The organism is Pseudomonas sp. zfem001 (genome assembly GCF_032621725.1).
GTDB lineage: Bacteria > Pseudomonadota > Gammaproteobacteria > Pseudomonadales > Pseudomonadaceae > Aquipseudomonas > Aquipseudomonas sediminis.
The window spans coordinates 1-12398 of the sequence record NZ_JAVYJI010000004.1 but is presented as its reverse complement, the minus strand read 5'-3'; the positions used below and the strand labels follow the sequence as shown (position 1 = coordinate 12398).

Here is a 12398-nt window from a genome sequence, read left to right as displayed (position 1 = left end):
CTTCGTCAGCCTGCCAGTTCGCTCAGGCGCTGCTCCAATAGCTGTAAATCGTAGGGTTTGACGATGCTGTCGGTGGCCGCCGCGCTGTCGCGGGCGCGCACTTCTTCGAGCAATTCGCGTTCGTTGTAGCCGCTGGCGAACAATACTGGCAGAGTCGGCCGCAGCTGACGCGCTGCGGCTACCAGCTCACGGCCGTCCATCCCGGGTAGGCCGATGTCGCTCATCAGCAGGTCGAAATGCTGCGCGCTGTGCAGCAGCTCCAGCGCGCTGGGTCCGTCGCGCAGGGCGTGGACGCAATAACCGAACTCCCCCAGCACTTCCGCGGTGAGTTGGCGCACGACGTCGTCGTCCTCAACCAACAGGATGGTTTTGGTGGCAGCACAATCGGTTTCGGTCATCTGAGTCTCTGTTTTCGCGCGCAGAATGCGCAAATGTTTGGCAAACTTCGGGGAATGCGCGCGGTCAGTGTGCCATACGCCTTCCCCGGATAGATAAGAAGAAGCGAGACAACCATCGAATGGACGTCCCAATGTCGAATGAGTCCGCAATGGACGAGCAGGGTTTTCGCCGAATTCTCAATCGCAACGTCGGGTTGCCGCTGGGCCTTGGGCTGGTTGGCGCTTTGTGCTTTGCGGTATTGATCGGCTACCTGCTCAGTGTGATCCGCTGGGTCGAACACACCGACCAGGTACTCAACCGAGCCAGTGAAATCTACAAGCTGACGCTCGACATGGAGACCGGTATGCGCGGCTACCTGCTCAGTGGGGAGGAGGATTACCTGGCGCCCTACGAGCAGGCACGCGGCAAGTTCCGTCCACAGACCGAGCAGCTCATTGACATGGTCGCGGACAACCCGCCTCAGGTGCAGCGTCTCGAACGTTTGCTGGCCATGCAGGATCAATGGGATCTGTATGCTCAGGAAGTCATCGCCAGTCGCCGTTCCGGCGGCAACTTCATGGCTGAAGTCGGGCGTGGCCGCGGCAAGAACCTCACTGATGGCATGCGACGTGAGCTCGACACCTTCATCAACAGCGAGCGCGAACTGCGTCAGCAGCGTAATGCCGATGTCAGCAACACCACGCTGTGGGGGGCGGGTATCTACCTGGTGGTCAGCATCCTGTTCAGCGCTCTGCTGGCGCTGTTCGGGCGTCGTGAGCTGATGAACCTGTCGCAGACCTATTCCCAGGCCATGGCCAAGCAGGCGGACTACGCCGACGAGCAGCGCCGTCGTGTCTGGCTGGGTGGTGGTCAGAATCTGCTGGCGGAGCGGCTTGTGGGCCAGCCGCGTGTGCAGGAGCTGGCGGATCGCTCTCTTGAATTTCTAGCTGAGTACCTGGGTTGCGTGGTTGCAGCCCTTTATCTGCGCGATGCTCAAACCGGCGACCTGAAGCGGGTGGCCGGTTATGGCTTCAGCGAAGACGCTGGCCTCAAGGCGCATTTCTACAGCGGAGAAGGCCTGGTTGGGCAGGCCGCCCGCGGGCGTCGTGTGGTGTGCCTGGATGACCTGCCGGCCGATTACATAAAGGTAGCGTCGAGCCTTGGCGAGGGCCTGCCGGTCAGCGTCGCCCTGGTTCCGCTGCAATCGGAGGATCGCGTCAACGGCGTGATCGAACTGGCTTTCATGCGTGCGCTGGAGCCACGCGAGCGCGAGTTTCTCGAAGCCATCGCCGGCAATGTGGGTAATACGTTGGAAGCGGCCCGTTATCGCCAGCGTCTGCAGGATATCCTGGGCGAAACCCAGCAACTCAACGAGGAGCTGCAGACCCAGCAGGAAGAATTGCGTGCCGCCAACGAGGAACTGGAGCAGCAGGCTCGTGTGCTCAAGGAGTCTCAGGCCCACCTGGAAACCCAGCAGGCCGAACTCGAACAGACCAACGAGAAGCTCTCCGAGCAGGCGCAGACACTGGCCGACCAGCGCGACGAACTCGATCAGCGCAACACCACCCTTGGCCGTATCCAGGCGCAATTGGAAGAGCGCGCCGAAGAGCTGCAGCGCGCCAGCCGCTACAAGTCCGAATTCCTCGCCAACATGAGCCACGAGCTGCGCACGCCGCTCAATAGTTCGCTGATCCTGGCCAAGCTGCTGGCGGAGAACGGCAATGGCAACCTCAACGATGAGCAGGTGAAGTTCGCCGAGTCGATCTACTCGGCCGGCAACGACCTGCTCAATCTGATCAACGATATTCTCGACATTGCCAAGGTCGAGGCCGGCAAGCTCGAGGTGCGTCCTGAGCATACGCCGCTGACGAGCATGCTCGAGGGCCTGAATGATGTGTTCGTACCGCTAGCAGGCGAGCGCGGCCTGAGTTTCGTGATCGAGCAGCAGGGCGAGCTGCCGCAGGTGCTGTTCACTGACCGCCAGCGCGCCGAGCAGATCCTGCGCAACCTGCTGTCCAACGCCTTCAAGTTCACCGACCGCGGTGGTGTGACTCTGAGCGTGTCGCGTCAGGACGATCATTATCTGGCGTTCGCCGTGCGTGATACCGGTATCGGTATCGCTACCGATCAGCAGCAGGCGATCTTCGAGGCCTTCCGCCAGGCCGACGGCACCACCAACCGTCGTTATGGCGGCACCGGCCTGGGGCTGTCCATCTCGCGCGACCTGGCCGGCTTGCTGGGCGGCTCCATCACCGTCAGCAGCGTGCCCGGCGAGGGCAGTACCTTCACCTTGCTGTTGCCCGAGCGCATGGTCGACGCTGGGGGCGCGAGCAAGCCGCCGAGCGAACCGGTGGTTGCCGTGGTGCCGGCCGTTGCCGTCGCGCCTGCTGCTGCAGCTGTACCAGCACCGATGCCAAGACAGCCGGCACCATTTGCCGATGATCGTGAGCACCTGGATGAGCATGGTGGCCGTCGCGTGCTGGTAGTGGAGGACGAAGTGCGCTTCGCCCGTATCCTCTTTGATCTGGCTCACGAGCTGGGCTACGCCTGTCTGGTCGCCACCTGCGCCGATGAAGGCCTGGAGCTGGCGCAGCAGTATCGTCCGGACGCCATCCTGCTCGACATGCGCCTGCCCGATGGCTCCGGTCTTGGTGTGCTACAGAGCCTGAAGGACGATGCGCAGACCCGACACATCCCCGTTCATGTGGTCTCGGTGGAAGATCAGAGCGAGGCCGCGTTGCACCTGGGCGCGGTCGGTTATGCGCTCAAACCCACCAGCCGCGAGCAGCTCAAGGAAGTTTTCGGCAAGCTCGAGGCCAAGCTCAATCAGCAGGTCAAACGCGTGCTGCTGGTCGAGGATGACCCACTGCAACGTGACAGCGTTTCCCGCTTGATCGGCGACGAAGACATCGAAATCACCGCCGTTGCCCTGGCCGGCGAAGCGCTGGAGAAACTGCGCGACACAGTGTTCGATTGCATGATCATCGACCTCAAACTACCCGACATGCTCGGTAATGAGCTGCTGCGGCGCATGGCCGAGGAGGACATCTGCTCCTTCCCGCCAGTGATCGTCTACACCGGTCGCAACCTGACGCGCGACGAGGAAACCGAGCTGCTCAAGTACTCGCGCTCGATCATCATCAAGGGCGCACGCTCGCCGGAGCGTCTGCTGGATGAGGTCACTCTGTTCCTGCACAAGGTCGAGGCCGAGCTGTCCAGCGAGCACCAGCGCATGCTCAAGACCGCGCGCAGTCGCGACAAGTTGTTCGAGGGCCGGCGCCTGTTGCTGGTGGACGACGACGTGCGCAACATCTTCGCCCTCTCCAGCGCGCTGGAGCAGAAAGGCGCCATGGTAGAAGTTGCGCGTAACGGCTTCGAAGCACTGGCCAAGTTGAAGGAACACGAGGACATCGACCTGGTGCTGATGGACGTGATGATGCCGGAGATGGATGGCTACGAAGCCACCCGGCAGATTCGCCTCGAGCCGCGCTGGAAGAACCTGCCTATCATTGCGGTAACAGCCAAGGCGATGAAGGATGATCAGGAGCGTTGCCGCGAAGTCGGCGCCAACGATTACCTGGCCAAACCCATCGACCTGGATCGTCTGTTCTCCCTGATCCGCGTGTGGATGCCCAAGCTGGAGCGTCTTTGATGCCTGACGAAATCGAGCTGCGCCTGCTGATCGAGGCGATCTACCTGCGCTACAGCTACGACTTTCGCGATTACTCGAAAGCCTCGCTCAAGCGCCGTGTACGCCAGGCGCAGACCCAGTTGGATTGCCCGACCATTTCGGCGTTGCAGGAGCGCATCCTGCACGAGCCGCAAGCATTCATGAAGTTGCTGCAGTACCTCACCATCCCGGTCAGCGAGATGTTCCGTGACCCCGAATACTTTCTCGCCCTGCGTGAGCAAGTGGTGCCGTTACTGCAGACCTATCCTTCGCTGAAAATCTGGGTGGCTGGCTGTAGCACCGGCGAGGAGGTGTATTCCCTGGCCATCCTGCTGCACGAGGAAGGCCTGCTGGAACGCACCATGATCTACGCCACCGACATCAACCCGCACTCGCTGGAGAAGGCCGAGCAGGGCATCTTCGCCCTCGACAATCTGCGCACCTATACCCAGAACTACCAGCTGTCCGGTGGCAAGCGGGCGTTCTCCGACTACTACTCGGCGGCCTATGACCGTGTGTTGTTCGACAAGTCGCTGCGGGCCAATGTGACCTTCGCCGATCACAGCCTGGCCACCGACAGCGTGTTTGCCGAAACTCATCTGGTGTCTTGTCGCAACGTGCTGATCTACTTCAACCGAGATCTGCAGGACCGTGCGCTCGGCCTATTTCACGAGTCTCTCTGCCACCGAGGCTTTCTCGGCCTGGGCAGCAAGGAGAGCCTGGATTTCTCCGCCTATGCCCGACAGTTCGAAGCCGTGTCGCGGGCCGAGCGGATTTTCCGCAAGCGATGAGCAGCCAACGGATCGACCTGCGTGGCTTGGCTCGTGTTCCGCTGCAGGCATTGCTGATCGGCGCTTCTGCCGGCGGTGTCGAGGCGCTGTTGAGCCTGCTTGAAGACCTGCCGCTGGACTACCGGCTGCCAGTGGTGTGCCTGCTGCATCAACCGGATCGCAGCGACAGCCTGCTGGCCGACCTGCTGCAGCGACGCCTGAAACTGCCTGCCAAGGAGGCCGAGGACAAGGAGTACCTGAGTGGTGGCGTGGTCTACGTCGCGCCCGCCGGCTACCACCTGTCCATCGAAACCGATCGCAGCTTCTCTCTCAGCCGTGAGGAGCCGCGGCATTTCTCCCGGCCATCGATCGATATTCTTTTCGAGTCCGCCGCCGATGCCTACGGCGAGCAGCTGGCCGCCGCGCTGCTCACCGGTGCCAACGAAGATGGTGCCGCTGGTTTGCTGGCGATCAAACAGGCCGGTGGCCTGACCCTGGTGCAGGACCCTGCCGATGCGCAGGTGCCCACCATGCCGAACGCCGCGTTGGCCCTGCTGAAACCGGATTTTCTCCTGCCTATCAATGCCATGCGCCTGCTGCTGGCCGAACTGGATACCCTGCCATGCTGAGGAAGATTGAAGCCAAGGTCTTGATCGTCGACGATCTGCCGGAAAACCTGCTGGCCCTGAGCTCGCTGATTCAGACCGAGGATCGCACCATCTTCCAGGCCAGCAGCGCCGACGAGGCGTTGTCGCTGTTGCTCGAGCACGAATTCGCGCTGGCCATTCTCGACGTCAAGATGCCGGGCATGAACGGCTTCGAGCTGGCCGAACTGATGCGTGGCACGGAGAAGACCAAACATATTCCGATCATCTTCGTCAGTGCAGTCGGTCGCGATATGGACTACGCCTTCCGTGGCTACGAGAGCGGCGCGGTGGACTTCCTGCACAAGCCGCTGTCGCCCTTCGAGGTGCGCAGCAAGGTGGCGATGTTCGTCGAGCTGTACCGCCACCGCAAGGCGTTGAGCTTGCAGTTGGAGATGGTCGAGGCGGCGCGTCGTGAGCAGGAGGCACTTCTCGTCGAGCTGCGCGAGACACAGGGCGAGTTGCAGAAAGCGGTGCAGATGCGCGACACCTTCATGTCCATCGTCTCTCACGAGCTGCGCACGCCGCTCAACGGCCTGATTCTTGATGTGCAGCTGCGCAAGCTGCGTCTGGAACAGGGCCGTGGCGATGCCTTCACCCCGGACAAACTGCAGGAAATGGTCGCTCGCGACGAGCGCCAGATTCGCAGCCTGAGTCGACTGATCGACGACATGCTGGATGTGTCGCGCATTCGCACCGGCAAGCTGTCGGTGCGTCCGGAGCCCGGCGACCTCGGCGTGCTGGCTGGCAACGTGGTGGAGAGCCTGGCCGCGCAGTTCACCAGTACGGGCAGCCATATAGAGCTGCACGTCGATGGACCGGCACCGGTGATGATGGACGAGTTCCGCATCGAGCAGGTGTTGGCCAATCTGCTGACCAACGCTCTGCGCTACGGTGCTGGTAAACCCGTGTCGGTGCGTGTGCGGGTGGTGGGCGACATGGCTCGCGCCGAAGTGCGTGACCAGGGGCTAGGTATCTCCGAGGCCGATCAGCGGCGGGTATTCGAGCAGTTCGAGCGTGTCTCCGGCAACAGCGTCGCGCAGGGGCTCGGTCTTGGTTTGTTTATCAGCGAGCAGATCGTCCATGCCCATGAGGGTCGCATCGAGCTCTGCAGTCGCCTCGGCGAAGGCTCCTGTTTCAGCATCCTGCTGCCGTTACGTCGGTGATCGTGCAAATTGCATGTGTCGTAATTCATGCATCTTGCAAAGTGCATGGCAAGAGCCATCTAATTCAATTATAAGTGATTGATTTATAAGTATATTTTTAAGTATTTGATGTTGGCATGAGCGCTGCAAAGTCAGTTATGTAAGCCCCCCGACTGACCTGCTGATGGAGAAGCGTCATGAACATCGTCCGAGTGAGCCTGTTTTGCGTCGCTGCATTGCTGGTCAACGGGGCTTACGCCAAGGATTTCAGTGGTTCGGCTGGAGCCATTGCAAAAACGGCCGAGTTCACCCTCTCCAACTCGCCGGTTTGGGAATCTCGTGTCGCTGCGCAGCAGGACGGCTTAGCCGAACTGCCCGCCCAGCCCACCCGCGCTGTCGGGGCCATCGGTGACGATGCGCAGTGGCTGCGTATTTCTGACGATGGCGAGACCGGTACCGCCAACCGTGAACCCCGTCCTGCTAACAGCACCCCTCGCTGGGTGTTCTGACCGACAAGGAGTCTCGCCATGTCCAGAAGTGCCTTCCTGTTGTTGATCATGACCCTGTCGAGCCTGGCCGCGCTGTGGCTGAGCCCAGCTCTGCACGAGGGTGTCGCCCTGCTGCTCAAGGGTAGTAGCGTCGTCTTCGGTGCGGGCTTTCTGGTCGCGCTGATGGCCGGACGCCGCATCAAGTTCGACCCGGTGCTGCGCTGAAGCTGAACCGCACTGAGAAAACCAAAAACGCCGCGAAGACCGCGGCGTTTTTTATTGCGAGCGAATTACCCGGCGTCTGCTCGCCAGCCTCAGATCGGTAGGCTGAAATAGAAGTTGGCGCCTTCGCCAGGGCGAGAGTGAACCCGCAGTTGGCCACCATGCAACTGCACGATCTCCCTTGCCAGCGCCAGGCCGAGGCCGACACCACCCTTACGCCTGCCGACCTGAACGAAGGGTTCGAAGATCCGCGTCTGGTGTTCGAAGGGGATGCCTTCACCTTCGTCCTGCACGCTGACGATCACCTGCTCGCCATGGCGGCGTGCCTGTAGTCGTATCGTGTCGCCAGGGTTGCTGTAGCGCAGAGCGTTGTCGGTCAGGTTGTCGAGCAGTCGCTGCAGTTGCGCTGGGTCAAGTTCAAGCTGCGGCAGCGGATCGTGGGCTTCGCAGACCACCGTCACCTCGCGTTCTGCAGCCCTCTCGGTAAAGCGCTGAGAGAGCTGCTGGATCATTTCGCCGAGGTCGCAGGGGCGGCGCTGCAAGGTCTGTACGCCGTTCTGGTAGCGCGAGAAGTTGAGCAGATCGTCGATCAATTGCACCAGGCGGTGCATCTCTTCGTCGACGGTGCGCATCAGCTCCTGCTCGCGTCCACCTGCGGGCAGTGAAAGTCGTTCGCGCAGCAGGCTGAAAGCCATGTGCATACCGGTAATCGGCGTGCGCAGCTCGTGGGATGCGCGCAGGATGAACTCGCTGCGCACCCGGTCGAAGGCGCGTTGCTTGGTGACGTCTCGCAGCACCATCACTGCGCCCTGGCTGCCACCTTCGCGCACCTGCACCGGTGTCAGGGCCCAGGCCAGCACACGGGTTTCGCCGTCCCGTTCGATCTGCAGGTCGGCCGGTGGCTCCTGCAGCGGTTCGCCTGCCAGTACCTGACGCAGCGCTTCGTCCACAGCATGATCGGGCAATAACGGGCCAATCGGCTGGCCCTGGATGTCGGCTTGCTGAGACAGCTGGCGCAGCGCCACCGGGTTGGCGTGTTCGATGTTGCCCTCGGCGTCGAGGATGATCAGACCGTCATCGATGCTGTCGAGCACCGCCTTGAGACGGCCTTCGCTGCTGAGCAGCTGGTTGAGATTGCTCGAATGGTATTCACGGAGGGCTTCGGTCATCAGGCCGAAGCGGCGGCTCAGCACTGCCAGCTCGAGCACCGGCGAGACGGGTAGCACCACATCGTAGCGACCCTGGCCAATCTGGTCGGCGGCTCGTGCCAGCATGTCGATGGGGCCGCCGAAGCGGCGCGCGATACCGTTGGCGGTGAGTACACCTATGGCCAGCACTGCCAGGCCGATCAGCACCAGCAAGCCGGCGATCAACTGGGAGCGTTCGCTGGCCTTGCTCTCGGCGGCGACAACCCATTGCACGACCTGATCCTGCTGGTCCAGCAGGTGATCGCGCAGGCGCTGGAAGGCATCGGTGAAGGGCTTGTAGGGACCCAGGTTGTGGGGCACTTCACCAGGTGGGGTGCCATTGCTGGCGGCCTTTTCCATCTCATCGTAGAGCGCCGCAGCCTGTTCCATGCCGCGTATGTAGTCGGCGCCGAGGTTGGCGTTGATCCCCTCCTCAAAGGTGGCGCGGAACGACCGGCGAATGGCTTCGAGGCGCTGCGGGGCAGGCTGCTTATCGATCAGTACGATCAGTTCATCACCCAGGTGCTGACGCAGTTTCTGGCCGATCTGTACGGCATCGAAGCCGCGTTGGATCAGGTCGCTCTGGCTGCGTGCCATCTGCGTCACGCTGAACAGCCCGACTAACAGACCCAGCAGCGCTACAGTGATCAGTGCGGAAATGCTAAGGAACAGACGCGTGCGAAGCTTCATCGACAGCTTCATGGAAATCCCGTGTTCAGAGGTTGTACTGCTTGCGTTTGCGATAAAGGGTCGAGGTATCGATACCCAGCGTCTTGGCGGCCATGTCGAGGGTGCTGCTGCTGGCCAGTACGGCGGCAATGTGTGCCTTCTCCAGCTCTTCGAGGCTCATCGCGGCGCCGACGCGCACGGTGTTGCTCGGTGCTTCGCCGCTGCCGCCCAGGCCGAGGTGTGCAACCTCCACCGCCTCGTTCTGGCAGATGATGCTGGCGCGCTCGATGACGTTACGTAACTCGCGGATATTGCCTGGCCAGCGATAGCTCTGCAGGGCAGCGGCAGCCTCCGGGCTGAAACCGCACGCCGGGCGCCCATAGTCGCTGACGAAGCGGGCGAGAAAGCGTTCGGCCAGATCCATCACATCCTCATGGCGTTCGCGCAGCGGCGGTAGCTTGAGGGTAATGACGTTGAGGCGGTAGAGCAGGTCCTCACGGAAGCGGCCCTCGCGCACCATTTCGTCGAGGTCCAGGTTGGTGGCGGCGACGATGCGCACATCGGCGCGGCGGGTCACTGGGTCACCGACGCGCTCGTATTCCTTGTCCTGGATGAAGCGCAGCAGCTTGGGTTGCAGTGCCAGTGGGAAGTCGCCGATCTCGTCGAGGAACAGGGTGCCGCCGTCGGCCTGGCTGACGCGGCCCTGGGTACTTTCACTGGCGCCGGTGAAGGAGCCGCGGGCGTGACCGAACAGCTCGCTCTCCATCAGCTCGGCCGTCAACGACGGGCAGTTGATGGTGACGCAGGTGCGTTTGGCGCGGCGGCTCCAGCCGTGGATGGCGCGGGACAGCTCACCCTTGCCGGTGCCGGACTCGCCGAGAATGAGGATGTTGGCGTCGGTGGTCGCGACCTGACGCGCGGTCTCAAGAACCGCCATCATCGCTGGGCTGTGCGAGTCGAGGCCATCCTTGGCCTTGCGCACTTCGCCCTCCAGGGCCTCCAGGCGTGCAGCCAGCGTGCGCACTTCCAGTTGCTTGGCGGCGGCCAGGCGCAGTTGATCGGGGGTGCAGGGTTTGACCAGGTAATCAGCGGCGCCGGCCTGAATGGCATCGACCGCCGTGTCCACTGCCGAATGGGCGGTGACGATGACCACGCGCATCCAGGGGGCCTGGATGCGCATCTGCGCCAGCAGGTCCAGGCCGCTGTCTTCGCCCAGGCGCAGGTCGAGAAAACACAGGTCGAACACCTGGCGCTGCAGCAATGCCTCGGCCTGCGTCGCACTGCTGGCACCAGCGACGTCATAGCCCTCGTCTTCAAGGCAGTAGCGGAAGGTACGCAGGATTGCCGCTTCATCGTCCACCAGCAGAATGCGCCCGCTGGTTTGCTCTGCTACTGCCATGTATGTGCTCCGTCTGACTGGTCAATGCAGCTTAGTCAGGTAAAAACCGTGCAAGTTGCACGGCCCAACTAGGCTAATGCTGCACCCTGCATGCAGGCAGGGTGCCTTTATGTGCATTAAATATATGTTTTTAAAAGATATTTTGTTTTTTATTGGCTGGCACGGGGCTTGCGATATTCCTTATATCGTCTCACGAACAGGAGTGAACTCATGCCCCCGTTCAAACCATGGTTGCTGGCCGCCAGCACCGCGTTGATGCTCGGTCTGACGCCCGTGGCCAGCCATGCTGCCGAAGGGCAGCTGTCAGCGCATTTGGATGCTGCACGCCAGGAGGGCTCTATCTGGACAGCCTTCGCGCTCAATCGGCATCTCAATCCATTCAAGCTTGATATTGCGGTGGAGGATGGCAAGGTCACCCTTGGCGGCAAGGTCGAAAGCGAGGTCCAGAAGGAACTGGCCGAGCAAGTGGCGCTGAGCATAGAGGGCATCGACGCGGTGGACAATCGCATCGAAGTCAGTGACGACGCCACCGAAGGTAATCCCCCCGGCCTGGTTCAGCGTCTGGAAGACGCCAGCCTCGCTGCCACGGTGAAGTCAAAGTTGCTGTGGAACAGCAACACTCGCGGCCTGGATATTCAGGTCAAGAGCGAAACCGGCAACATCACCCTCAGTGGTCATGCGCAAACCCCGGCGGCCAAGGAGCTGGCAGGCCAGCTGGCAGCCAACACCGATGGCGTACGCGAGGTGTTCAACCACCTCAGTATCAGTACCGCGGACAGCAGCAGTAGCGAAGTGCAAACGACCCTCGATGAGGCGCGCGAGAACATCAGCGACGGCTGGATCACCAGCAAGGTCAAGGCCAGCTTCCTCTACAGCCGCAACCTGGATGCGCTGAACATCTCGGTGAATACCGACGATGGCCTGGTCAGCCTGCGCGGCAGCGTGCTGAGCAGCGCCGAGAAGCGTCTGGCGGTCGAGATCGCCCGCAACATTCGTGGTGTGAAGGGGGTCGATGCCGACGCCCTGCGCATCAGCAGCTGAATTCCAAGTAAACCCGGCCATTGGAATGGCCATCAACCCGCAAGTCCCATTGCCAAGGAGAGAATCCATGAGCAGCAAGACCGCACAACTCAATGAACTGATCGAAATCACCCGAGACGGCAAGCGCTTCTATGAGCATGCCCACGAAGAGGTCAAGGACATCCGCCTGCAGGCGCTGTTCCGCGACATGGTGCGTGCCAAGACCGAAGTGATCGACGCCCTGAGCGTCAAGGTCGCGGCCAACCAGAGCGAGCCGGCGTCTGGCGGCACCATGCTGGGCAAGCTGCGCCAGTTCTACGCCGACACCCGCGCGACCCTGGCCAAGGATGAAGATGCCACCTACGTTGCGCAGCTGGAGGAAGCAGAGGACCGCATTCTGCATGCCTTCGAAGATGCGCTGGAAAGCGCGGACAATGATGTTCGTGTGCTGCTGGCTGTGGAGATGCCCAAGGTGCGGGCTTGCCACGACCGTATGCGGGCGCTGAAGCAGAATATGCAGTAATCACTGCGGCGCTGTTACGAGCCCCTGCACGCACTGCGTGTGGGGGCTTTTTATTGGGGCTGGGCAGGCCGGGGCAGCAGGTTTGTGTGTGCTTTCGGTTCTAGCACGATCCGTTAGCGCGTCGTCTGATCTGATGGTTTTCGCCCCTTACGGGCGAGCAACCGTGTTCAGCGTCAAGCCACTTGAGGCCTGAAATGAGCCTGATCACGGAGCATCGCATTGAGGATGGTAAGCAATTTCCGCATGCAGGCGACGACCGCTACTTTGCCTGGTTTCCCCTGTT

General features: G+C 61.7%; 11 protein-coding genes and 1 pseudogene. 8 read left to right on the top strand and 4 right to left on the bottom strand.

The window, feature by feature from the left end:
• Positions 1-5: 5 nt before the first annotated feature.
• The gene (locus tag RTH74_RS14390; protein WP_099524922.1) at positions 6-398 is read right to left on the bottom strand and encodes a response regulator; all 393 of its coding nucleotides are present in this window, start codon (positions 396-398) and stop codon (positions 6-8) included.
• Positions 399-529: 131 nt separating this feature from the next.
• Between RTH74_RS14390 and RTH74_RS14385 the strand changes: the two genes are divergently transcribed.
• The 6 genes from RTH74_RS14385 to RTH74_RS14360 all read left to right on the top strand — a co-directional run bounded on the left by RTH74_RS14385 (position 530) and on the right by RTH74_RS14360 (position 7320).
• Positions 530-4030, top strand: a complete 3501-nt coding sequence (locus RTH74_RS14385) for a response regulator (protein ID WP_316915097.1) — start codon at positions 530-532, stop codon at positions 4028-4030.
• Positions 4030-4839 carry a CheR family methyltransferase gene (locus RTH74_RS14380; RefSeq protein WP_099524920.1) on the top strand — a complete coding sequence of 270 codons (810 nt, stop codon included), beginning with the start codon at positions 4030-4032 and terminating at the stop codon, positions 4837-4839. Before RTH74_RS14385 ends, RTH74_RS14380 begins: the two co-directional genes overlap by 1 nt.
• Positions 4836-5447 (top strand): chemotaxis protein CheB, encoded by a 612-nt coding sequence (locus tag RTH74_RS14375; RefSeq protein WP_099524919.1) that lies wholly within the window; start codon positions 4836-4838, stop codon positions 5445-5447. The genes RTH74_RS14380 and RTH74_RS14375 overlap by 4 nt, the downstream gene beginning before the upstream one ends.
• Complete coding sequence (locus RTH74_RS14370; protein WP_279922126.1) at positions 5441-6628, top strand: hybrid sensor histidine kinase/response regulator; 1188 nt, start codon at positions 5441-5443, stop codon at positions 6626-6628. Before RTH74_RS14375 ends, RTH74_RS14370 begins: the two co-directional genes overlap by 7 nt.
• A gap of 176 nt (positions 6629-6804) precedes the next feature.
• Positions 6805-7116 carry a hypothetical protein gene (locus RTH74_RS14365; RefSeq protein WP_316915096.1) on the top strand — a complete coding sequence of 104 codons (312 nt, stop codon included), beginning with the start codon at positions 6805-6807 and terminating at the stop codon, positions 7114-7116.
• A gap of 18 nt (positions 7117-7134) precedes the next feature.
• Complete coding sequence (locus RTH74_RS14360) at positions 7135-7320, top strand: PA3371 family protein (protein ID WP_099524916.1); 186 nt, start codon at positions 7135-7137, stop codon at positions 7318-7320.
• 89 nt (positions 7321-7409) lie between these two features.
• On the opposite strand, the gene RTH74_RS14355 is transcribed toward RTH74_RS14360, so the two are convergent.
• Together RTH74_RS14355 and algB are read right to left on the bottom strand one after the other, a co-directional pair.
• Positions 7410-9206 carry an ATP-binding protein gene (locus RTH74_RS14355; RefSeq protein ID WP_316915095.1) on the bottom strand — a complete coding sequence of 599 codons (1797 nt, stop codon included), beginning with the start codon at positions 9204-9206 and terminating at the stop codon, positions 7410-7412.
• A gap of 13 nt (positions 9207-9219) precedes the next feature.
• Entirely contained in the window at positions 9220-10572 is a 1353-nt protein-coding gene (gene algB, locus RTH74_RS14350) for a sigma-54-dependent response regulator transcription factor AlgB (protein ID WP_316915094.1), read from the bottom strand.
• 210 nt (positions 10573-10782) lie between these two features.
• Here algB and RTH74_RS14345 point away from each other — a divergent pair, with 210 nt between their 5' ends.
• Both RTH74_RS14345 and RTH74_RS14340 read left to right on the top strand, forming a co-directional pair.
• Entirely contained in the window at positions 10783-11613 is an 831-nt protein-coding gene (locus RTH74_RS14345) for a BON domain-containing protein (RefSeq protein WP_316915093.1), read from the top strand.
• A gap of 67 nt (positions 11614-11680) precedes the next feature.
• On the top strand, positions 11681-12115 hold the full coding sequence (locus tag RTH74_RS14340; RefSeq protein ID WP_017676439.1) for a ferritin-like domain-containing protein: 435 nt from the start codon (positions 11681-11683) through the stop codon (positions 12113-12115).
• 173 nt (positions 12116-12288) lie between these two features.
• Here RTH74_RS14340 and RTH74_RS14335 read toward each other — a convergent pair.
• A pseudogene (locus RTH74_RS14335) lies at positions 12289-12398 on the bottom strand (IS110 family transposase); the annotation flags it as partial.